The following is a 22,453-nucleotide window of genomic DNA, read 5'->3' on the forward strand; positions in this document are numbered from 1 at the left end:
GATAATTCAGGAAACAGAAGACGACTCCTAGCCTTTCCACTGACTGGCAAAATCACGAACCCCCTCTTCCCAGGATGGCAATTCAATCAAGGGGTTCTGCAGAGAGGTCAGCACGGCATAGGGTGGTCTTCGAGCAGGTCGAGGAAATTGCGCGGTGGCTATAGGCACAACCGAGGTTTGAATATCCAACGCCTGATAAAGCGCTTGGGTTAATTCGTACCAACTGGCTCCGCCTGCACCGGCCATGTGATAGGTCCCAAAGGCATCGGTCTCACCCAACTGGAATACTGCCTGGGCAAGATGGGGGGCAAAGGTCGGTGACCCATACTGGTCGCTGACGACTTTGACAACCTCTCGTCCCGCCATTCGACAAATCGTACTGGGGAAGTTCTTCCCCACAGTGTGATAAAGCCAGGCCGTCCGGACAATAAAATGCCGTGGGTTCGCTGTCCGAACCGCCGATTCACCGGCTAATTTACTCTGCCCATAGACGCCTAACGGATTCGTACGATCGAATTCATGATACGGCCGATTCTGCTGACCATCAAACACATAATCGGTGGAAAAATGGATAAGAGTCATTCCCAAGTCATTCGTCACCACGGCAAGATTTCTCGGCCCCAGGGCATTGCCACGGAATGCAGCATCCTGTTTCACTTCTGCCTCATCCACCTGCGTAAAAGCAGCTGCATTGATCACGATGTGTGGTCGTAGTTGATCAAGGGCTTTCTTAACTTCCTCAAATTCCGTGATATCCAGATCCTGAAGATCCCAGGCTGTGACCTCGTGGTCGGCATATTGCCGTTGTAGTGCCTGCCCTAATTGCCCCTGGGCCCCTGTGATTAAAATTCGACTCTGCCTCATGGTTGATAAACCGGAAGGTGATCGCACAGGTCGTCAAGTAACTGCCCAGCAGCATCCTTTGTGGAGAGCAGTGGCCGTTCGATCGGCCATTGAATGCCAATACGTGGGTCATCCCATCGAATGGTCACCTCACCGCCAGGCGCATAGACATCGGTACATTTGTACTCCACTTCCGCCACATCGCTGAGGACACAAAATCCATGGGCAAAACCCGGAGGAATATAAATTTGTTTGAAATCCTCTGCCGTTAAGTTCACTCCCACCCATGAGGCAAAAGTCGGCGACCCCTTTCGAATATCGACCGCGACATCAAAAATTTCCCCTCGGATCACCCGAATAAGCTTCCCTTGTGGGCGGGTCCTTTGAAGGTGAAGACCCCGAAGCGTCCCGCGGACCGACGATGAGCAGTTATCCTGCACAAAAGGAAGCGGGATTCCTGCCTCCTGATACTTTTGAAGATGATACGTTTCTAAAAACCATCCACGGGGATCCCGATACACATCAGGCTCAACAATCAGAACCTCCGTCAGGCTGGTTGGGAGAAATTTCATGCCCGGTTACTCCTGTCCCTGATTCACTAAATGCAGCAAGTATTGCCCATACCCGTTGTCTTTCATTTTCGTGGCTAAGCGGGACACGTCATCGGATTGAATGTAACCCATTTTGTAGGCGATTTCTTCCGGACAGGAAACCATCAGACCCTGTCGCTCTTGCAAAACTTGAATATAATGGGCCGCTTGCATGAGCGATTCGTGAGTCCCCGTATCCAACCAGGCAATCCCACGCCCCAACACCCGCACATGCAGCAATCCTGCCTCTAAATAGGTTCGATTCACATCGGTGATTTCTAACTCTCCTCTAGCCGAAGGCTTAAGAGAATCGGCCATGGCCACAACCCGATTGTCATAAAAATATAACCCGGTTACCGCATAGGGTGATTTGGGATGTAGGGGCTTTTCCTCCAGGCTGGTGGCTTGTCCGTGATCGTTAAAGGTCACCACACCGTATCGTTCAGGATCCCGAACCTGATAGGCAAAGACTTGCGCGCCTGAGGCCTGAGAGGCCGCTTCCTGAAGATAGCGAGACAGCCCATGCCCGTAAAAAATATTATCACCCAGAATAAGCGCCACCCGATCCCGCCCGATAAACTCCCGCCCAATCACAAAGGCTTGTGCAATTCCCTCGGGTCGGGGTTGGACCTGGTAGCGGATTGCTAACCCGAGATGACTGCCATCACCTAACAACCGGACGAACCCTTCCTGCTCATGCGGAGTGGTGATCACCAGAATCTCCCGGACTCCAGCAAGCATGAGGGTCGACAACGGATAATAGATCATCGGTTTATCAAAAACCGGCATGAGCTGTTTGCTGACGGCGTGGGTTAAGGGATAGAGCCGAGTTCCCGATCCACCCGCTAGGATAATTCCCTTCATCATGCCCCTTTGTATTCCAATGTCTTCGTCATTCTCCTAGTACCTTGCCAAAATGAAAGAACCTCCCTCCCCCTATGTCGATGGGACCGAGGCTAACCCAAGTCGTTCCCGTTGATAGGAGTTCGCGGTCACAGACTGACACCATTGGCGATTGGCAGCGTACCATTCAATGGTCCGTTGCAACCCGGACTCGAAAGAGTGGCGGGGGCTCCAACCCAATTGCGTTTGAACTTTGGTGGTATCAATTCCATAACGAAAATCATGACCGGGACGGTCAGTCACAAATACTTTCAGGTCGGCGTATCGTATAATGCCACGTTGAGACAGGGAGGGATTCGAACCACTGGGCACGACATCTTCCAAGATCCGGCATAGGGCGTCGACGACATCCAGATTTGATCGTTCCGACCGCCCGCCAAGATTATATTTTTCTCCAGGTATGCCTTGCTGAAGGACCAGGAGTAAGCCTTCACAATGGTCTTCAACAAACAACCAGTCCCGTATATTCTGACCGTCCCCATAAATCGGAAGAGGCTTCCCTTCCAAGGCATTTAAGACCATGAGAGGAATGAGCTTTTCGGGAAATTGAAAAGGCCCATAATTATTCGAGCAATTGGTCATCAACGTCGGAAGAGCATAGGTGTGATAAAATGCGCGCACTAAATGATCGGCACTGGCTTTCGAGGCCGCATAGGGGGAATTGGGGGCATAGGGCGTCTCTTCGGAGAACAACCCTGTTGGGCCTAACGTTCCATACACTTCATCAGTCGAAACATGCAGGAACCGAAATTCCCGTTGGTGCTCGGGAGTGCGATGCTTCAGGAAACGCCGGACCACGTTTAACAACACCAGCGTTCCCGTGACATTGGTATGGATAAAGGGATACGGGTCGTCAATGGACCGGTCTACATGCGATTCAGCGGCAAAATTCAACAACCACCTGGGAGAGAATGAATCCATGACTCTGGTCATTTCTCCCGCATCGGCAATATCTGCCTGGACAAAATCTAGACGAGGATGGTCCCATAATCCTTCAAGGCTTTCTCGATGACCCGCATACGTCAATTTATCCACGACAACAATCCGTGCCTCGGTCTTGCGTAGAGCCATCCGAACAAAATTGGCGCCAATAAACCCGGCGCCTCCGGTCACAATCATGGTCTCCATGAATCAATACTTTCCAATTGATAGAAGCCTTGGGGACAAACCAGGATAAACTCCGGTGAGATATCGGAAGAACGCCTTACTCAACCGTCACACTCTTGGCAAGATTTCTCGGACGGTCAATGTCTACCCCTCGCAACACCGCGATATGATAGGCCAGCAGTTGAAGACCGACGGTAAACAGAATCGGGGTCAAGAGCGCATGGACAGCAGGAATCGCGAACACGTGATCGGCAACCTGATCCAAGGCATGATCCCCTTCGGTTACAAATGCAATCACAGGGGCACTCCTGGCGCGCACTTCCATCAGATTACTGACAGACTTTTCATAGAGCCGATCTTTAGGCGATAGGACGACTACGGGCATGTCTTCATCAATCAACGCAATAGGACCATGCTTCATCTCCCCCGCTGCATACCCCTCTGCATGGATATATGAGATTTCTTTGAGTTTCAAGGCACCTTCCAGGGCAATGGGATAATTAATCCCACGACCCAAATACAAAAAATTTCGTTTTTGATAATACCGATTGGCAATGGCTTGAACAGCCGCTTCTTGCTTGAGAATATACTCGACTTGGCCGGGAAGCTTGAGGAAATGATCCAACCACCACCGTCCTTCCTCCGGACTTAACGTGCCACGCACCCGTCCCACATGCAAGGCCAATAGATATAAGGCAATCACCTGTCCGGTAAAGGCTTTCGTGGAAGCCACGCTAATTTCAGGACCACATCTCGTATAAATCACCCCATCGGCTTCGCGAGCCAGAGTACTCCCCACCACATTCACGATCGCCAGGACACGAGCCCCTCGGTGCTTAGCTTCCCGTGCCGCCGCCAGGGTGTCCGCCGTCTCGCCTGATTGTGAAATAGCAATAAATAAATCATCCTTTTGAATCATGGGCTCCCGGTACCGGAACTCGGATCCAATATCCACTTGAACGGGACGTCGAATCATTTCTTCGAATAAATATTTCCCGACGAGCCCTGAATGCCAGGACGTCCCACAGGCAACGATCCAGATTCGCCTGGCATTGAGCAACTCCTCATCGGTCATGGCCAAATCGGGAAGATCCGCTTCGCCCGTTTCATATTGAAACCGGCCCCGAAGCGTATCCATGATCACTTGTGGCTGTTCATGGATTTCCTTCATCATGAAATCCGGATAGCCCCCCTTTTCAGCTGCCTCAGCATCCCAGTCAATCGTAACCGGTTTGAAATTTTTCGGTTGGCCGTCCGAATCCAAAATGGCAATACCAGAATTTTTCAAAATGCCGACATCTCCGTCTTCAAGAAACACTACCTCCCGCATATGGGCCAGGAGAGGAGTGACATCAGAAGCCAAAAATGCCCCTTTTCCATTTTGGCCAATCACCAGGGGGCATCCTGAACGACTGACGACGATACATCCTGGCTCAGCCAACGACATTACGGCGATGGCATAACTCCCATGCAGGTCATTGGCCATTAACCTGACCGCCTCTTGAAGCCCATGCCCTTTTAACGTCAGCGAGGATAATAAATGCGCAATAACCTCAGTGTCGGTTTCAGACTCAAATCGAAAGCCTTCTAATTCCAATCGATGGCGGAGATCCAGGAAATTTTCAATGATACCGTTATGAACGAGGACGATCTCTCCCGAACGGTGAGGATGGGCATTTTGTTCAGATGGCCGACCATGCGTGGCCCAACGGGTATGACCAATTCCTATCGTTCCAGCGACAGCTCCGTTTTGCAAAACGGCCTGGAGATTGGTGAGCTTGCCCACCGTCCTTCGAATCGTCAGCTCTCCATTATCTTGAATCGCAATCCCGGCGGAATCGTACCCTCGATATTCCAGCTGTTGTAGCCCGGCCACTAAAATAGGGGTCGCTAATTCACCTCCAACATATCCGATGATTCCACACATAATCTAACGCTCCTTACATCTCATGATGTTTTTTATTTTTATGGGAAAGATCAGGATGGTATCGACCAGTGAAATCTGGAACGAAAACACATGAGTCCAGCCAGACATCGCTCGGCTTCGTTCATCAAAAGGGGACACTAGACAGGGTCTTTTTTTTGTTGAAGGTTCGATCCGAGTGACGACGGTTCCGGGTCATCATGCTGTTTGGCCTGAGTATGGGCAGCTGAGGATGAAGACAGAATTTCTCGCCGTTTTGCGGCCGTACCTTCTTTATTGATTTGCGCCACTCGAGAAATTCCCAATGCATTGGGTGGAACATTTTTCGTAACGGTGGTCCCTGCCGCAATCAACGCCCCTTCTCCTATCGTAACCGGAGCAATTAACTGCACATCGCTCCCAATAAAGACATTGTCCTCAATCTGTGTCCGTGCCTTTCGAAATCCATCGTAGTTACAGGTAATGGTCCCGGCGCCGACATTCACATTCCTGCCAATCACCGTATCTCCTAGATAACTTAAATGGTTGACCTTAGACCCTTCTCCAACTTCAGTCTGCTTCAATTCTACAAAATTACCCACTTTGCCTTTTCGATGAATGACGCTACCAGGACGCAAATGCGCAAAAGGCCCGATGACCGCCCCTTCTTCTATTTGGGCGTCCAGCAACACGCACGAATCCTGAATGAGGACGTTATTGCCGACCAAGCAATTGTTCAACCTCGAATTGCCGTGAATAATGCAATTGGTTCCAATGACGGTCCGACCTTCCAGCATCACTCCAGGATACAGACTGGTATCCCTTCCGACCTCAACCCCATCGTCAACAATCACACGTTCAGGATCCAACATGGTGACCCCGGACAACATGAGACGCTGGCAAATTCGTCGTCGCATTTCTTTCTCGGCTATGGCCAGATGTTCTCTTGTGTTTATCCCAGTCGTCTCCAAATAATCATTCGTCACCCATCCCGCAACTTTCAGGCCTTGCTGAACGGCCATTTCAATAATATCGGTAATATAAAATTCCCCTTGGGCATTTTGCGGACGCAATTGGCTCAATGCCTTCCCAAGGAAGCTGGCGTCAACGACATATGTCCCAACATTAATTTCCGAAATACCGCGTTCTTCCGCTGAAGCATCTTGATGCTCGACGACACGGCGGATCTCGCCTGATTGCCCGCGAACCACTCGCCCGTATCCATGTGATTCCGGTATGACCGTCGTTAAAATTGTCAGGCCAGCCTTTTCAGATTGATGATAATCAACAAGTGAAGCCAGGGTGCCCTGGGTTAATAAGGGGGTATCTCCATTAAGAATCAAGAATTGGTCGGCCTGGTTAGCGTCGTTCCTGGTACACACGGGATAAGCCTGTCGAACCGCATGCCCCGTCCCCAATTGCTTCTCCTGGATCACCACTTCAAACGGCTCAAAATCAGCCTTTTCCTGTTCGAGATAGGCCTGGACCTGTTCCGATCCATGGCCGACCACAATGGCAACGGTCTGTGTCGCCACTTTCCTGGCCAAGGTCGCGGCGTACCACAGCATGGGACGACCGGCCACTTGATGCAAGACTTTGGGCAAAGCCGATTTCATCCGGGTACCTTGCCCCGCAGCCAGAATCATCGCGGCCGTGTTTTTTTTACCACTCATTACGCTTGTCATGCCATTGGTCAAAGGTTACTTGTTTATGGGGTTTGGACTTTTGGTGAGTCCTTGATCGTCATTCTATCCCGTTTTTTTGCAATTTCAATGCTAGAGGATTTATCTGGAGGAGAATAGAACCCACCTGACACAATAAGCTTCATGGCTTCCTCAACTCCCATATCTACAGGAACAATTTCTCTCTCGGGAACCAGGAGAAAATACCCGGAAGTGGGATTTGGAGACGTGGGGACAAACACATGAATCAGAGGCTCTGGAGCCAGATTCTGGATTTCCTTTCTGGTCTCCCCCGTGACAAACGATAAACAATAGTGTCCATCTTTTGGAAATTGAATCATCACCACTTTGTTATATTTTTCACGTTGTTTAAAGGACAAAATATCCATCATCGACTTTAGTGTTGCGTAAATCCCACGTACGATCGGAACACGGTCTAAAAATTCTTCCCACCGGACAACCAATCGTTTACCCAAAAAATTGGTGGCAAAGACCCCGGCAGAAAAAATTAACACCAATAATGCCAAAATACCTAGACCAGGGAAGTAATAATCGGGCAACACCAAATCCGCTAATGCGGTCCCCAGAATACTATCCACAGTCACAAACAGGGTTTTTAAAATGAGAATGGTTCCCCAAATTGGGGTAATCACCAACAGGCCTGTCAAAAAATAGCGTCTGAGGGAGGCGCGAAGGGTATTCATGAAAAGATTGCCTTGTACCCGCTACATAGGCAGGCAGGGTCATTACTTAAGGAAGGAAGCCACAGGGATGTTACCGCATCTTACAATTAGGACTGGATTCCCGCAAGACTTTTCTTGCGAATTTCAATGACTTAGACTAGGATCGCTCAGTGTAAATTTCCATGAAACCAAGAAACCACAAAAACGGAAAAGGTGAACTGCCTTCCGGGTTATTCATTACCTTTGAAGGTACAGAAGGGTCCGGAAAAACTACGCAATGCCATCGGTTGGCTCGAGCACTTCGTGCTCAAGGCTATCAGGTATTAGAAACTCGAGAGCCTGGGGGCACCCCCTTTGCCGAGGCCATTCGTCGTCTTTTGCTTTCCTACTCTATAACGAAATCCAATAATGAAATCATCACTCCAGAATGTGAAACATCTCTGATCCTGGCTGCCCGATCCCAACATGTGGCTCATGTGATTCGGCCAGCTCTTGCCAAAGGCATCATTGTGCTCTGTGACAGGTTTTTTGATTCAACCCTGGCCTACCAGGGATACGGACGACACCGTGATATCACTTTTCTTAAGCATTCCCACCGATTTGCTACAGAAGGACTGACTCCACACCTCACCTTTTTACTCGATCTCCCGACCCAAGAAGGGTTGACCAGACGACAACAGGCCGGACACCAAAATCGGCTTGACCAGGAATCCTTGGATTTCCATCAACGCGTGCGTCGAGGCTTCCTCGCCCTCGCAAAGGAGAACCCCCAACGTATTCAAAAATTGGATGCCAGGCAGTCTCCTGATATCCTGAACACGCTCATCGCGTCCATGATGTCACATCTCATTCAGACGTTGCCATCGACATGCCTGACTCAAACAATTCATCAACCCAGCCGCCCTACCAAGCGCGTCCAGACGAAAGGGGCTCCTCAACATGGCATTTCGAGATCTCGTCGGGCATCAACGACCGATTAAATGGCTCCAAACAGCGGTCTCCACGAATCATCTGGGACATGCCTATCTGTTTCATGGAGAACCGACCATTGGGAAACGACTGACCGCTGTCGCGCTCGCCCAATATCTGCATTGTGAGGCACCCCAGACGGCACCCACACCTGATGCCTGCGGCCTCTGCCGGTCATGCCACCAAATTGCCCAAGCCACACACCCCGACTTTCTGTTGATTCAACCCGAAGATACCCAGAAACAGAATCCCAAAATTCCCATTGATCAAATTCGCAATATCGAACATCTGGTCATTTATCGTCCTCTCCTGGGGTCTCATAAAATATGTCTTATTGATCAGGCCGACTCCATGACCAAGGAAGCGGCCAATGCCTTGCTCAAGACATTGGAGGATCCTCCAGACCATTGCCTCTTTCTCTTGATCACCAGCCGTCCAGAACACCTACTGACGACGATTCGGTCCCGATGCATTACATTACGATTTGCGCCACTTTCCTCTACCAGCATTTATGAATTCCTGAGAGACCGGACGGGTAGAGAAGCCTCGGATGCCCGGTTAATCGCGGCATTTGCGGAAGGCCGATTGGGTTCAGCTTTGTCTTGTGACCCCGTAGAATTAAAGGTGAAACTCCGTCAGTACTGGGATCTGCTATTTGGGGAACATACTGCGTCGGCTTCACGGGTGATGGATATGAGTGAAGGGCTGGTCAAATCTAACCAGGTACAGGAAGCGATTCATTGGTTTTGGGCAGGGCTCAGGGACTTGTTGTTGCTGACCCTGGATCATTCCTTGTCTCCCACGTTGTACCAGGATAAAGAATCTGCTCTTCGCGAGTTGGCCCAACTGATTACCCCTTCTTCACTTCTGGCCTTAATCCATGAACTCAACCAACTCGAGCGAGGACAACAACGAAATCTTAATGTGCAAATCGGATTGGAGCAATTTTTCTTTCATCTCCACGACCAATTGGAATTATCGAATTCACCAGAGCTCGCCTAACAACCATCAATTGCCTGCTTACCCCGGTTCAACGACCACCCGAGTCGTTTTACACATGAGGGTTCGGAGTTAACAGAGGATGTATTGTCATGTCCAACACGTTTTACGTCACCACTCCTATCTATTACGTCAACGATGTGCCTCACATCGGACACGCCTACACCACCATCGCCGCCGATGTTCTAGCCCGGTTTTACCGGCTAACAGGCCACGAGGTGTTTTTCCTCACCGGATTAGACGAACATGGGCAAAAAGTTCAACAGGCGGCCGCGAAGGCCGGGATCGATCCGCAAGCACATTGTGACCTCCTCACGCCAAAGTTCAAGAATCTCTGGTCGCAATTGCATATCTCCAACAATGGGTTTATTCGCACCACCGATCTCCAACATCAGGCAATCGTACAGCGGTACCTTCAAGTCCTCTACGACAAAGACTTGATTTATCAAGCCGAATACACCGGTTGGTATTGCACATTTGATGAGCGATTTTGGACAGAAAAGGATGTGGAGAACGGCCTGTGTCCGGATTGTCGGCGACTAGTAGAACAAGTGAGTGAACGAAATTACTTTTTTCGCATGAGTCGGTTTCAGAGCCGATTGAAGGAGCATATCCAACAAAACCCCGATTTCATTCAACCCGACTCCCGTCGCAATGAGGTCTTAGGGTTTCTCCAAAAGCCCCTGGAAGATCTGTCAATTTCCCGACCCAAGTCACGGTTGTCGTGGGGTGTCGAATTGCCATTTGATCGGGATTGCGTAGCCTATGTGTGGTTCGACGCCCTGGTTAATTACCTGTCAGCACTGGAGTACATCTCTCCAACTCCCAGCACCTCAACATTCTGGCCCGCCTCCCTCCATCTGGTCGGAAAAGATATCCTGACCACCCATGCCGTCTACTGGTCAACCATGTTAATGGGTTTGGAACTGCCTCTCCCTCAATCCATCTTTGCGCATGGCTGGTGGACCGTAAATGGAGAAAAGATGTCAAAAAGTCGAGGGAATGTCGTTGATCCCTATGCCGTGGTAGAAGAATTCGGCGCAGATGCCTTTCGCTATTTTCTTTTGAGGGAAGTGCCATTCGGCCAGGATGGAGATTTTTCCATCTCAGCATTCGGGAACCGGTATAACGCAGAACTGGCAAACGATCTTGGCAATCTGCTCTCCCGCACGCTCACGATGCTGGCGAATTTTTCCAACAATTCCGTTCCTCAGCCTGACGCCCAGCACGAAACGGATCAGGATCGTCAACTCCAACATGCGGCTTCATCCCTTTTCCCTACCATTGACGCGCACCTTCGCCACTTAGAATTTAATCGCGCATTGGAAACGACCTGGGGTTTGGTCCAGTCAGCCAATCAATATATTGATAAAACCGCTCCATGGAAGTTGGCTAAGGATCCTGGGAACACCCCTCGTCTTCACACCGTGTTGTTTCATCTCACGGAGGTCTTGCGATTTCTTACGTTGGCGGCGTATCCATTTATGCCACAGATCGCCGAAACCATGAAAACTCGACTGGGGTTGTCGACCAATTTTTCCACACCCGCATTGCAAGAATTCCCTCGTTGGGGGGCCTACCTCTATAAGGGACAAACCAGTAAAGGCCCTTCGCTATTCCCCAGAAGAGATTCCTCCCCACAGGAATCCCAGAAGAGCCCTGAACAGAAAATGACCATTCACCCGAACAGGACACACATGGAAACACCTCAGACCGTTCAATCGACCCAACAGCAAACAGCCTCAGTCGACGCCATACTGATCAGCATTGCCGATTTCCAAAAAATTCAATTAAAGGTCGCCAAAATCTTAACGGCAGAGCGAGTTCCAAAGTCCGAAAAACTTCTCAAGCTCCAGGTGGATATCGGCACAGAACAGCGTCAGATCGTAGCTGGAATTGGGAAAAAATATGCCCCGGAGGAATTGGTAGGGCGAACCATTGTTGTCGTGGCGAATCTCAAGCCGGCAAAACTGATGGGGATTGAATCCCAAGGGATGGTGTTAGCTGCAGGAGATCAAGAGGTCCTTGAACTTTTAAACATGTCGCAGGAGATCCCTGCAGGGACAAGGATCAAATGAAATCCTCTATGCTTCTGTTACTCACAAATTCAGGGACGTCTCCCCCCAAATTTTTCTTGAAAAGAATCGCTGATGCCCTTTCACGCAATGAAGAAACTACATCCTCGGGAAAATGTCAGGAATAATTACGAGGAAAGAAATTCAACCCGATTGCCAAAGAGACTTACATGGAAGGGTTCCGTGTCGCTGCACAAAGAGTGAAAGGCTAATACGCCTCCCGATGGACCAACCCCTTCCAAAGAGTCATAATCATAATCTTCACATCCAGCCATAACGACCAATGCTCAATATAATACATATCGTAGGCTAAACGTTTTTCCCAAGAGGTATTTCCGCGCAATCCATTAATTTGTGCCCAACCCGTAATTCCGGCTTTCATGGTGTGACGCAGGTTATATTGGGGAATCTGGGCCCTGAATTTCTCGATAAACTCCGGTCGCTCGGGACGCGGCCCCACAATACTCATCTCTCCCTTTAAGACATTCCAGAATTGCGGCAATTCATCCAAACTGGTTCGTCGCAGAAACGTCCCGATGGGCGTCCTGCGTGGGTCGTGGGCTTTTGTCCAGACGGGACCTGTCTTTTCTTCGGCATCCATACGCATGGTCCGAATTTTCACAATATTGAACGATTTCCCATCAAGGCCAACACGAGTCTGCCGGTAAAAGACAGGGCCTGGAGAGGTGAGTTTAATGAGTACCGCAATCATCAATGCGATTGGTGAGGCCACCACCAGGGCCACGGCGGCACCACAAACGTCAACCATCCGTTTCAAAAACAAATTCCACCCGTAAAGCGGAGATCCCTGGAGAGTAATAATAGGAAGGCCCTCGAACATTTCGGCTTCCGCCCGCAACGTCACGAACTCATAAATGGATGGAATGATCTTCACTCCTGCTGTGGTGGCAGACAGAATTTTCATCAGTCCCTCAGCTTCACTTTCCACTTCAGGAGGCAAGCACAAAAATACGATATCCACATTGCTGGTTAAAACTTCTGCCGCCTGGTCAAATGTTCCAATGACAGGTGTCCCTTCCAACGTTTGACCAACCTTTTCAGCATTCCTGGTCAAATACCCGCGAACCTGGAGGCCAAGCTCTGGATGCATTTTGAGTGTATCTCCCACCCTCTGCCCAAGTTTTCCTGCTCCGATAATCACCACCTGGCGTTGGTTGTATCCCATACGCCTGAATACCCTGAGAATTTCCCGAAAAACCATCCTGGAAAAACCCAATACCACCAAATTCAACAACCAAAAATACATGATCACCAAACGGGAAAACTCAAACGGCTTCGAGAAAAAGGTCAATGCGACCAAGATCAGGATACTCAGCGTATTGGCCTTGGCAATGTCGACAAATTCCGCCAGGTGAGATCCCATTCTTCTAGGCCGATAGAGATTAAATGAATAAAAACAAATTCCCCATACGGCGACAATTGGAAAAAGCAGCCAGAGATACGGGTCAATGGAAGGAATACCCTTGGTAATGGGAAATAGCGGCACAGAAAAACGAATGAAGTAGGCGCCAACCCAACATACGCAGATCACAACCAAATCGGAGAGGAAGAGAAGATTTTTTAAAAACTCACTGTGACGTTTCAACATAGTGGGACCCGACGAAACTCATGGTAAGCGGACATGATAACTTGCTGCACCTGCTCTTTGAAATGCGAGCGATCAAATGGTTCAACATGGTCCCGAATCGCATCCGGGTCGAACTCAGTGAGGTGCTGTTTGAATAACTGAATGGCTTCGATGATTGCTTGGACCGACTGCTCATAGTGGAAGACCCCGGTCAGCCCGGAATGAGATTCCCTCGTTTGAGCGCCCCATTCTAAATGATTTTCGCCTAGCTTAGGCAAAGGATTGAGAGGAACGATGGTTTCAAGGGCTCCACCCTTTCCATAGGCAATTACCGGTTTCCCGGTGGCCATTGCCTCCAATGGCACAATACCAAAATCCTCTTCACCGGGGAAGAGAACAGCCAGACACCGACTGTAAAAGTCTCTGACACGATGGTCTGGCTGCCAGCCAAGAAACTCGACAGTAGGGCCGGCCATTCGCTTTAATCGTTTTTCATCCTGTCCTTGGCCAATAATTTTCAATCGAATCTCTAATTCATTCGCTGCGGCAATGGCCAGGTCAACTTTTTTGTAAGGCGCAAAGGCCGTGACCATCAAGAAAAATCCTTCATGGCAACGCGACACCTGATGGCCCTGCCAATCGACGGGTGGGTAGACCACGTATGCCGGTCTCCCATACTGTCGCGTGATTCGTTCTGCCACGTTGTGGGAATTGGCAATAAAACGACTCACATGGGCATTGGATTCCATATCCCACTGCTGAAGTCGCGCCCGAAAAAGGGCCATTCCTAACCTGCCAACATTCCAAAATCCTGCGTTTCCGAAATAGGTATCAAATCCATCCCAGATATATCGCATGGGGGTATGAACATAGGATATATGGCAGGTCTCGCGAGGCACTCGAATACCCTTGGCCACGCAGTGGCTCGAACTCACCACCAAGTCATACTGTTGAATTTCTAACCGCTGAATGGCTGAAGGAAAGAAAGGGAGCAAATACCGATATCGGCTCTTCGCAAACGGGATTCTATTTAGAAAGCTTGGAATAATGGGATGCCGCTCAATCGTATCCGACACACTGCCTTTTACGTAGAACAACGTATAAATTGGCGCATCAGGAAACAGTTCACACAACGCTTCAAGGCACCGCTCCCCCCCTCGCATTCCAGTAAGCCAATCATGAACCAGCGCAACCTTCACTTGTGTCCTTTATAACCGACCGCTATGCAACAGATGCTTCTTGATATATTTTCAAGATCGAACCCAGCATATTGTCCATGGAAAATTCCTCGTGAATAGTCGCTTGTGCATTCTTAATGAGGAAAGCCCTGAGACCCTCATTGTGGGTAATTATTCTAACTTTATCCGCAAGATCTTCCCCTCTTCTTTTCTCTACCAGCATTCCATTTACCTCGTGATGAATGATTTCTTCCAATCCACTCACATTCATGCTCACGACCGGAACCCCAATACCCATAGATTCTAAGACCAAAACCGGCAAGCCTTCCCACCTGGAGGTTAAAACCACAACGCTGAAAGTAGCGAGAATTTCCAGAGCCTCTCCATGAGACAACTCCCCAACCATGTGAACCCGTCCGCATAAACCCCTCTTGGCAATTTCCTGCTTGATCATCGGAGCCAACGCCCCATCACCAACAATCGTGGCCGAATACTCAGGCAGATAGGCCATCATTTCTAAAAACAAGAGAGGATCCTTTTGATATTCCAATCGTCCAAGAAACCCAATATGTAGGAGCGTACGCGGGTGAGCCTTCGGAAGATTTTTCAAAGAAAAACCAGGATAGATGACGACCCTTTTGTCACAACCTGATAGTAATCGAGAATTTTCTGCAAGAGTCACATCATACTTCGACACGAAAATAGAATGGCAAGCACGTCGAAAATTCCAACGTTCCGCCATTAATGCCATCCGGCGAATTCTCGGGGACTTTTCAATAAAATGAAATCCATGGACGGTATATACCATCGGGATTTTCAATAGAGATAACGCAAAGAAAAACCCCGCACGCCCACCATGGACATGAACCAGATCAGGTTGAAGGGCCAAAACCAGCGCACGAAGCTGGAAAGGAAGGGCAAGATTAAGCCGGCTAATAAAAAAACGAAGCCCCTGGCAGGGAATTCCAAGAGCACCGGCTTCCTTCATTAAATATGATTGTTCTTCCGTAATGAGTTGAAAAGAGACGGCATGCCGTAAACCTTTGAGGATCTGAAGCACATGCGTTGTGCCTCCCCCTGGTTTACCATCGGCAACAATTTGGAGAACCCGCATTACGGCCCCAATTTCTCATACAGACTCTCTGTGTTTCTCCCCATCAACACTATAACAACCCACGACCAATTCGGTCGGTTCCAAGGCGACGGTACATTCCTAATCGAGAATAGACACTCTGCAAAATCCACAAGGCCCATGCGATCGGACGACCAAAATGTTTCCGAAAAAAATAATATTGATTAGCATAATAAATTTCTTTTTGTTTAAAAAGATCGCCTCCAAATGAAGCCCCGGACTGATGCTCTACAACCGCTTCAGGAACGTGCCACACCTCCCAACCAGCCTGCTTGGCCCTGAGGCACAGATCGACATCTTCATAATACAAAAAAAAATTTTCATCAAAGCCGCCAATTGTATCCCAGATTGAACGCCGGCAACAAAGAAATGCACCCGACACCCAGGCCACGGGCTCTGCTTCAGGAGGCATTAAAAATTTTGCCGAACATCGGCCTAATATCCGACGAAAGACCCCTTGAGCCCCCACACGCTTAGCCACCCAGGCCAAGGGCTTATCCAGCACAAGGCCAGTCAAAGAAGGCGTATCCCCCATTGATTGCAAAGGCTTGCCACACGGATCAACAAGACGGCCTCCGATAATTCCAACTCGCGGATGCTTCTCATAAAATTGGACAAGAGTCCGAATGGCCTTTTCATTCGCAATGGTGTCCGGATTCAAAAATAGGGCAAAGGAGCCACCCGAAGCCGCCAACCCGATATTACACGCACGCCCAAAACCAATATTATTTTGAAGGGCAATAAGAGTGATCTGTGGAAATTCTTTCTGCAATTTTGCTGCAGTACCATCCTTTGAATCATTATCTACAACCACGAGCTCAATATCGGAAATGTTTAGTAAGGAACTCAGACAGGCACCGATGCAGGAACTCGAATTATAGGTCACAATGATGATGGAACAGAGCTTTTGCGTAGTCGGAATACCCTCCATTGATCCAGATTTCCTATTAGGTTACATAGATACGGTCTATTAGACAGCTGACTGCTAACAGACTCACCCTGGGGGACATGTACTAAAGATAACATCCTTTTCCATGGGTTACATATAGCATTGGACCAGGGAATTTCGTCAGCGCGCTGGCGGAAATGCCTGCATGCCTAATCCAACCCCATCGAAATAAATGCATTGATGCCCCGGAGGGGAACCATTCCTATCAATTGAATATCGAACGCTCCATAAGAGTTAAGGACAGTTTCTTCATCACTAATTCGTTTCCGAAATCATTTAAATGCCTATCTTCCGGTGAAACAACAATTTCGTTACCACCAAGCAAATCAAAGACAACTAAGTCTTCAGAAGAGATTACATCTTGCAAGCGACTTGTAAAGTCCAAAGAAACCCTAAATATATTTCCTTGAAAATCCGCCACACATCTCACCATTTGCATTCCTCGCTTATCAAAATCTTCCCGAACAGGATAAAAAGCAAGAAATTCCGAATGATTCTTTTTCACTTCCGTTTTTACATGCCACAAAAGACTTTCAGTAATCGCAACAAGATATTCATCTCGATTGGATGGATCTAACATATAAGCAGAAAAGAGACTTCTGCTATTCACGACATCCTGTCCAGACTTAACCGTATAACCAATATCCTTATTGAGATCAAAAATCGTGTTAAAAAACTCTACTTGACAGGCATATGTTCCGGCCGACCTGCATACGCTTCGACCTGGCTGTCGCCCACAAGCAGCACCACATAGTCATCGGCATCATAGTTAATGTTTTGTCCTCGATATCCAAACTGATTGGTTGTCAAAGCATCATATTTTGACAATTTTCTACCCGCAGAATTTTCCCATCCCCAACCCGAGTTAAGTTTAGATGGAACCCCAATCCCACGTAGTAAAGCTTCCATGATAAAAATAGCAATAATGGTTGATCCCATAACAATGACAGAGTTCTGTTTCATTCGTTTTAAGGATTGCACGGCTAACTTCTCGCCAATGAGCCGGAAGGGGAGGTTTCAATTCTGCCAATAATTTTCGTATGAAATACTTTTAGGAAACCGGTTCGGCACCCAGCCCCTGCTTTACGAATAACAATTGCAGCAAGAACAAACTATTGGTTCCTCCAGAACCAGACGGACAAAAGCACGTGTAGCTTCCAAAAATCTCAGATCAGACCAATCCACAAAACATGCCCCACTCATTCCAACCCCAGGAGACTTCACTTTTAATCCTAAAAAGGCTCGAATGCCAGGATTTGGGAACCACGCTGATTCAAAAGCTGGAACTACTCCTCACACACTAAAACGTATCTATTTTTCTCCGGTTGAGTTCTAGCTTGGCCTTGCAATGACAAATGATTGAATATGCCATTACAGGCTGGGGTTATTGCGTGAAAATGTCTTTCTCAAGCGTGGATCGCATAAAATCCGTTTGTTTGAGGGAAAATGAGAATTCCCGTGCCCGGTTGTTTTGTGAAACAACAATCAAATTGATCGAACTCGAATACAGTTTGATCACTTTCTGGGGGATTTTAATACTGAATCCGCTGTATAATAAAGTTTCCTCCTGGTGCGCCTCAACGACATCCTGCCTCGATATTCCAAGTGCCACTCTAGCCACTAATTGGCCGCCCGCAAAAATACATACCTCTTCAGCCGGTTGATTCTTTTCAAGATCAGCAGCCCATCCTTCTATAATAAATGCCCCCCCTGAAAGAGTGACACGATCCAGATTGCCAGTCAGGTGTGTTTTACCCACATCGACCAGGATCTCTCGCTCATCGGGGAAAACAAGTTTCATTTGTCCAGACGTTTCTTGGCGCAAACTGATCATTGACGGCTCATCACTCCCAACACCTGGATGTAACAAAGATATGTGAGCTAATTCCCCACGATTTTCCTGGATCAAAAAAACACTGATTTCATTTTCCCCTGCCTGGAAGGCTGAAGGAGGGAATAAAACTGAGAAATAATTCAGTTTTCCATCCCATTGGGACGTTTCCGTGGTGGCCCAAATTCGACCATTAAGCGAAACAGCAATGGGCAAGTCCCGACGGCTCGTTCCGACAATTTGTCCGCTAAAAAGAGCAGGCAGGTATGCGCCATCAGGATCCACCTGATCTAATTGATTAAGATTTTCATTTATATAATGCAGCGAAGTCGAATGCCCAATGACCAAATCGGAAAGGTCTCGTCCAATCAGGCTTGAAGCCGGCCCCTTTGGCACAAGCCGATCAAGTGAAGTGTGCTCTCCAAAATATTCCACCTGCCAATTGAGACGAGGAAATCCCTTCAGGTCCTGGGCTTTGATATATCCAACTCCGAGAAAATCTATCTCATCCCTTGGTGGGGTTACATTATCCAACATAGAAAGCCCATCTATATCCCGGGGGATCTTGAAGTCAAGGACATCAGCAATAGTTGGTAACACATCAATCCCGCTGACAAGTCGCTCATTGATGCTCCCTTGATGTTGCCCAGGCAATTTGACGAACATGGGAACTTTTAGAATATCGCTTTCATTTCCTTTTTGCACTTCTCGCATGGATAGCCCACGCTGAAAGGAAACACCATGATCGGCTGTGACAATTATAAGAGCCTTATCATAAAGATGTGCATTTTCAAGTGAACTGCGCAATTTCCCTAAAAACTGGTCAACATATCCAATTTGCTGGAGATATTGGTGGTACGCGGTGAGAATCATCGGCTCTTTTCCAATCCATCTCCCTCCCCAACCAGGTCCATCAATCCAACCGTCAGGAATGTGTCCTCCTTTGGAGGAATATTGATGCCCCGATACCAGATACTCATATTTCGTATGAGGAAGAACCACATGAAGAAAATGGAGAACAGGACTGGAGCTTTCTTTTATCTGGGAAAGGAAAGAGGTAAGGCGCGTCTCTCTGGAGTTATTTCCGCCAGGAGAAGGATCGAAATGGCTACCAACCTTAGCCTGAGAGAAAATCCCTTTTTTCAACAATTTCTCACCGAAACCCGTCCATTGAGCATGAAGCGGTGGTAGGTGTCGTGCTAATTTTTTGGGAGAAATGATATGTAAAAATATCACCATCAGATCTGCAAAAAACGACTTATCACGAAAGGATTCATCCGCACCCTCTTCTTCCTTGCAACGTTCATGAGGACATAATCTTGTCAGCGACTCAATAACATTAAGACGATAATGGTCCCCCAATAGTGTGAACAGATTTTGAGGATGATCTGTTGCCGTCGGGTTGAGTCGAACATCGGCTCTGGGTTTCCGCCCGGTCAAAATTGCAGACACCGCAACTGCGGTTTCTACATACGTTGCAGCGGCGTTGGTAAACCACTGGCTTTCCGAAGCCAAGGCCGCAAAGTTAGGAAATCGCACAGGATCAATCAGACCTTTGGCATCTAATAATGCTGTAATGTTGAATTCATCCAGCACCACCAGGACAACCGGGACCGGGTTAGTAATCACAATATCGTTCTGTGCTTCAGTGACATCAGGCATAACAAGACGACCGGCGGGAGTAAACATTAAAAACCAAAGCGGAAATGCTACCACCACGGGTGAGAGCACCGTAAGGAATAGACGGATCGCTTGCCAGCGAACATAAAGGACCGAAAAGAATAATCCGGTTAACAATGCAAACCCGACAACCAAGAAATCAGTCCCATCGACCAATCGCTGCGCCGGAGGCAGGACAATGAGAAACGCCAGGGCAAAGACAAATATGAGATGCAGGCTATTTCGAACACGTTCACCAACCACCCAAGCGGCGAGCTCAAGCAGCACCAGACCTAAAGGCATACACATTGATAGGACAAAGATCATACCCATGATAAGCCCAGAACTGGCTTTATGAGAGACAAAAAACTCGGGGTTTTGTCCAAGAAGATCATAAAGGGGCTGGGCAATGGCAAAGCCAACGAGAGCAAACAAATGCAAAAAATCATTCAAGACAATATGCTTACCAGTCATTTTTTGGCTCACCTGACGAAGTGGTCATTTAGGTCCCTAGAGAAAAAGGTAAAGCTCAAATACAGATTTTATGGGGAGGATGAAAAGTGTCTTTGAGGAAAGCGTGCAGAAAAGTTCAAGGCGTTTTTCAGCGACACCTCGGATTTTTCATGATGGTTCAAATTTTCACGTACATTTGACCAGGTATTAGATTTCTGAATTACATTCGTTTAAACCACACCAACAGCCGTCCGCTTTTTGAGACGGTTTCGCTCTTAATGATCACTGCCTTTTTTGTAAGAAGCGCCATAAAATGTTCAGCGGTGTAATCAGGGAAAATATCCTGACGCAGGCTTAATAACTCTTGCACCATAGGATCATTTTTCGGAACAAATTCAATGACTCCCTGTGGCGCAAGCGTGATCAGCCATTTAATGACCTGGACCAAAGGGATATTCCTGGCAATAGCCAGATGGTGAACAAGAGCCAGTGCTAATACGGCATCCGCTGAGGCCCTGGACTGCAGACCTTCTCGCTCGCGACCATTCCACCCTTGGCTTGGACTCGGATTCGCCGCATCCATAAAGAGAGCCTGAAAGGAGAGACGCCTCTCGACGGCTCGATAATAACTACCCTCCAAGGCTCCCTGATCAAAGTCAAACCCTATTACGTTCCTGGCCCCGCCATTCAATGCCGTTTCCGAATATTCCCCGGTATTGCATCCAAAATCCCATAACAGTGAGGGCTGGACTTTTTGGGCAAATTCAAGAATGAATTGTTTTTTAGATTTGGTTTCTATTGAAGAATAACTACAGGTCTTATCGTAGTCTCCCCAGGTACTTCCTCCCTTATTCAGAGGTTTCAATTGGCTAATCCAATGAGACATTTTTCCCAGCATCGCCTTGAAAGAAGAAAGAGGGAGCGAGGCCTTGGCTAACGAATGATCCTGCAAGCTTTTAGTACGTTTGGTGGAGGTTTTTTGGAAAAGATCTTGCAAAACGACGTGGGTCAATACATTCCACTTCCAGTAGTGTCGCCCCTTCAGTAGTCTTCGGATTTCTCCAGTTCCAATTCCTTCCTGCGTCCCTCGAAACCAGGCGTTGTGGGATATTCCGAACAATGCACGAAGTAACAGAGGATTCAGAAATTGTTCGCAAAATTGACGATGACCAACCCACATTTCACCGGATTGGTAGCGCCTAAAAGAGAGGTGATCAATAAAAACAGGGTGATTTCCCTGAAATTGAATATTGTAAGCCGAGGCATCGGAGAGCGTGGCACCCACTTCCAATGCCTGCAAATGGATGCGTAAATGAAGGAGGGCAGCGGCCTTCAAAGCCGGAAATGACCATTCATACGGATAGGAGATAAATGGGAGCCTGGGAGCTTTCAACACATACCGAGGCTTAGGATCTGAGAGATTCAGAACTTCTGAAGATACGACCTCAAAAGGAAGGAGCAAGTCTTCGGCTGCAAGTTTCTTGAATAGCCCTGTTGAAGTGACAAAATCAAAATCCTGAGAAAAGCATTCATTGACCGTCCTAAAGATACCCCCCTCAACCTGATACACGTTCCCACTGGGATCCCGGAAAGATCCTGGAAGGGGTTGAACGCCACCCATTACTTTTGATCTTCGGAAGAGGGATGTTCAGTTTCTTCTTGAGCATTTCCACGAAATAGTCCGACAAATCGCCTCCAATACAATTTGAGAATCACCACGGCACCGGCGATACCACCCAACAAGAGCTGTAACACCATGCTTCCGGTACCAGGGTCAAGATAAGCTGATGCCAAACCTTCGAATCCGAACACAATGACAATAATACTGACTACAAGGAAACTCCCTAAATATCTCATTTGCTTTTACCTCCCTGGACTATTAACTCCCTGTTCATTTCAGATTCGATCC

19 protein-coding genes are annotated in these 22,453 nt (G+C 48.1%); 3 read left to right on the forward strand and 16 right to left on the reverse strand.

Annotated features, from left to right (window positions below):
* Positions 1-27: 27 nt before the first annotated feature.
* The 7 genes from rfbD to ACWHYD_RS14965 form a co-directional block, all read right to left on the reverse strand.
* Positions 28-864, reverse strand: a complete 837-nt coding sequence (rfbD, locus tag ACWHYD_RS14935; protein WP_447962823.1) for a dTDP-4-dehydrorhamnose reductase — start codon at positions 862-864, stop codon at positions 28-30.
* The gene (gene rfbC, locus ACWHYD_RS14940; RefSeq protein ID WP_447962824.1) at positions 861-1,415 is read right to left on the reverse strand and encodes a dTDP-4-dehydrorhamnose 3,5-epimerase; all 555 of its coding nucleotides are present in this window, start codon (positions 1,413-1,415) and stop codon (positions 861-863) included. Before rfbC ends, rfbD begins: the two co-directional genes overlap by 4 nt.
* A gap of 6 nt (positions 1,416-1,421) precedes the next feature.
* Positions 1,422-2,297: a glucose-1-phosphate thymidylyltransferase RfbA gene (rfbA, locus tag ACWHYD_RS14945; RefSeq protein ID WP_447965883.1), complete on the reverse strand. Its 876-nt coding sequence runs from the start codon at positions 2,295-2,297 to the stop codon at positions 1,422-1,424.
* Positions 2,298-2,369: 72 nt separating this feature from the next.
* Positions 2,370-3,464: a dTDP-glucose 4,6-dehydratase gene (rfbB, locus tag ACWHYD_RS14950; RefSeq protein WP_447962825.1), complete on the reverse strand. Its 1,095-nt coding sequence runs from the start codon at positions 3,462-3,464 to the stop codon at positions 2,370-2,372.
* Between the two features lie 76 nt (positions 3,465-3,540).
* On the reverse strand, positions 3,541-5,370 hold the full coding sequence (gene glmS, locus ACWHYD_RS14955) for a glutamine--fructose-6-phosphate transaminase (isomerizing) (protein WP_447962826.1): 1,830 nt from the start codon (positions 5,368-5,370) through the stop codon (positions 3,541-3,543).
* 137 nt (positions 5,371-5,507) lie between these two features.
* Positions 5,508-7,019: a bifunctional UDP-N-acetylglucosamine diphosphorylase/glucosamine-1-phosphate N-acetyltransferase GlmU gene (gene glmU / locus ACWHYD_RS14960; protein WP_447962827.1), complete on the reverse strand. Its 1,512-nt coding sequence runs from the start codon at positions 7,017-7,019 to the stop codon at positions 5,508-5,510.
* 35 nt (positions 7,020-7,054) lie between these two features.
* Positions 7,055-7,732, reverse strand: a complete 678-nt coding sequence (locus ACWHYD_RS14965) for a DUF502 domain-containing protein (RefSeq protein WP_447962828.1) — start codon at positions 7,730-7,732, stop codon at positions 7,055-7,057.
* Between the two features lie 161 nt (positions 7,733-7,893).
* On the opposite strand from ACWHYD_RS14965, the gene tmk reads away from it, so the two are divergent.
* The 3 genes from tmk (at position 7,894) to metG (ending at position 11,757) form a co-directional block, all read left to right on the forward strand.
* The gene (gene tmk / locus ACWHYD_RS14970; protein ID WP_447962829.1) at positions 7,894-8,691 is read left to right on the forward strand and encodes a dTMP kinase; all 798 of its coding nucleotides are present in this window, start codon (positions 7,894-7,896) and stop codon (positions 8,689-8,691) included.
* Entirely contained in the window at positions 8,651-9,682 is a 1,032-nt protein-coding gene (gene holB / locus ACWHYD_RS14975; RefSeq protein WP_447962830.1) for a DNA polymerase III subunit delta', read from the forward strand. The genes tmk and holB overlap by 41 nt, the downstream gene beginning before the upstream one ends.
* An 89-nt stretch (positions 9,683-9,771) precedes the next feature.
* A complete protein-coding gene (metG, locus tag ACWHYD_RS14980) occupies positions 9,772-11,757 on the forward strand; it encodes a methionine--tRNA ligase (RefSeq protein ID WP_447962831.1) in 1,986 nt (661 codons plus the stop codon).
* A gap of 205 nt (positions 11,758-11,962) precedes the next feature.
* On the opposite strand, the gene ACWHYD_RS14985 is transcribed toward metG, so the two are convergent.
* From ACWHYD_RS14985 to ACWHYD_RS15025, 9 genes are all read right to left on the reverse strand, one after another.
* Positions 11,963-13,363, reverse strand: coding sequence for an undecaprenyl-phosphate glucose phosphotransferase (locus tag ACWHYD_RS14985; protein ID WP_447962832.1), 1,401 nt, complete (start codon positions 13,361-13,363; stop codon positions 11,963-11,965).
* Positions 13,357-14,541 (reverse strand): glycosyltransferase, encoded by a 1,185-nt coding sequence (locus tag ACWHYD_RS14990; RefSeq protein ID WP_447962833.1) that lies wholly within the window; start codon positions 14,539-14,541, stop codon positions 13,357-13,359. Before ACWHYD_RS14990 ends, ACWHYD_RS14985 begins: the two co-directional genes overlap by 7 nt.
* A gap of 22 nt (positions 14,542-14,563) precedes the next feature.
* Positions 14,564-15,634 carry a glycosyltransferase gene (locus ACWHYD_RS14995; protein ID WP_447962834.1) on the reverse strand — a complete coding sequence of 357 codons (1,071 nt, stop codon included), beginning with the start codon at positions 15,632-15,634 and terminating at the stop codon, positions 14,564-14,566.
* A gap of 49 nt (positions 15,635-15,683) precedes the next feature.
* Complete coding sequence (locus ACWHYD_RS15000; protein WP_447962835.1) at positions 15,684-16,583, reverse strand: glycosyltransferase family 2 protein; 900 nt, start codon at positions 16,581-16,583, stop codon at positions 15,684-15,686.
* 223 nt (positions 16,584-16,806) lie between these two features.
* Complete coding sequence (locus tag ACWHYD_RS15005) at positions 16,807-17,211, reverse strand: hypothetical protein (RefSeq protein ID WP_447962836.1); 405 nt, start codon at positions 17,209-17,211, stop codon at positions 16,807-16,809.
* Positions 17,212-17,279: 68 nt separating this feature from the next.
* Positions 17,280-17,582, reverse strand: a complete 303-nt coding sequence (locus tag ACWHYD_RS15010) for a hypothetical protein (RefSeq protein ID WP_447962837.1) — start codon at positions 17,580-17,582, stop codon at positions 17,280-17,282.
* A 403-nt stretch (positions 17,583-17,985) separates the two neighbouring features.
* A complete protein-coding gene (locus ACWHYD_RS15015; protein WP_447962838.1) occupies positions 17,986-20,565 on the reverse strand; it encodes a sulfatase-like hydrolase/transferase in 2,580 nt (859 codons plus the stop codon).
* 199 nt (positions 20,566-20,764) lie between these two features.
* Entirely contained in the window at positions 20,765-22,165 is a 1,401-nt protein-coding gene (locus tag ACWHYD_RS15020; protein ID WP_447962839.1) for a class I SAM-dependent methyltransferase, read from the reverse strand.
* Positions 22,165-22,401 carry a hypothetical protein gene (locus ACWHYD_RS15025; protein WP_447965912.1) on the reverse strand — a complete coding sequence of 79 codons (237 nt, stop codon included), beginning with the start codon at positions 22,399-22,401 and terminating at the stop codon, positions 22,165-22,167. The genes ACWHYD_RS15020 and ACWHYD_RS15025 overlap by 1 nt, the downstream gene beginning before the upstream one ends.
* Positions 22,402-22,453: the final 52 nt, after the last annotated feature.

This window comes from Nitrospira sp. Ecomares 2.1, from assembly GCF_965152585.1.

Excerpts from the sequence above, each read along its gene's own strand:
- tmk (WP_447962829.1), top strand. The coding sequence starts at position 7,894 with ATGAAACCAAGAAACCACAAAAACGGAAAAGGTGAACTGCCTTCCGGG.
- ACWHYD_RS14985 (WP_447962832.1), bottom strand. The coding sequence starts at position 13,363 with ATGTTGAAACGTCACAGTGAGTTTTTAAAAAATCTTCTCTTCCTCTCC.
- rfbA (WP_447965883.1), bottom strand. The coding sequence starts at position 2,297 with ATGAAGGGAATTATCCTAGCGGGTGGATCGGGAACTCGGCTCTATCCC.
- rfbB (WP_447962825.1), bottom strand. The coding sequence starts at position 3,464 with ATGGAGACCATGATTGTGACCGGAGGCGCCGGGTTTATTGGCGCCAAT.
- ACWHYD_RS14965 (WP_447962828.1), bottom strand. The coding sequence starts at position 7,732 with ATGAATACCCTTCGCGCCTCCCTCAGACGCTATTTTTTGACAGGCCTG.
- ACWHYD_RS15020 (WP_447962839.1), bottom strand. The coding sequence starts at position 22,165 with ATGGGTGGCGTTCAACCCCTTCCAGGATCTTTCCGGGATCCCAGTGGG.
- ACWHYD_RS15000 (WP_447962835.1), bottom strand. The coding sequence starts at position 16,583 with ATGGAGGGTATTCCGACTACGCAAAAGCTCTGTTCCATCATCATTGTG.
- ACWHYD_RS14995 (WP_447962834.1), bottom strand. The coding sequence starts at position 15,634 with ATGCGGGTTCTCCAAATTGTTGCCGATGGTAAACCAGGGGGAGGCACA.
- metG (WP_447962831.1), top strand. The coding sequence starts at position 9,772 with ATGTCCAACACGTTTTACGTCACCACTCCTATCTATTACGTCAACGAT.
- holB (WP_447962830.1), top strand. The coding sequence starts at position 8,651 with ATGGCATTTCGAGATCTCGTCGGGCATCAACGACCGATTAAATGGCTC.
- rfbD (WP_447962823.1), bottom strand. The coding sequence starts at position 864 with ATGAGGCAGAGTCGAATTTTAATCACAGGGGCCCAGGGGCAATTAGGG.
- ACWHYD_RS15015 (WP_447962838.1), bottom strand. The coding sequence starts at position 20,565 with ATGACTGGTAAGCATATTGTCTTGAATGATTTTTTGCATTTGTTTGCT.
- glmS (WP_447962826.1), bottom strand. The coding sequence starts at position 5,370 with ATGTGTGGAATCATCGGATATGTTGGAGGTGAATTAGCGACCCCTATT.
- rfbC (WP_447962824.1), bottom strand. The coding sequence starts at position 1,415 with ATGAAATTTCTCCCAACCAGCCTGACGGAGGTTCTGATTGTTGAGCCT.
- ACWHYD_RS15025 (WP_447965912.1), bottom strand. The coding sequence starts at position 22,401 with ATGAGATATTTAGGGAGTTTCCTTGTAGTCAGTATTATTGTCATTGTG.
- glmU (WP_447962827.1), bottom strand. The coding sequence starts at position 7,019 with ATGAGTGGTAAAAAAAACACGGCCGCGATGATTCTGGCTGCGGGGCAA.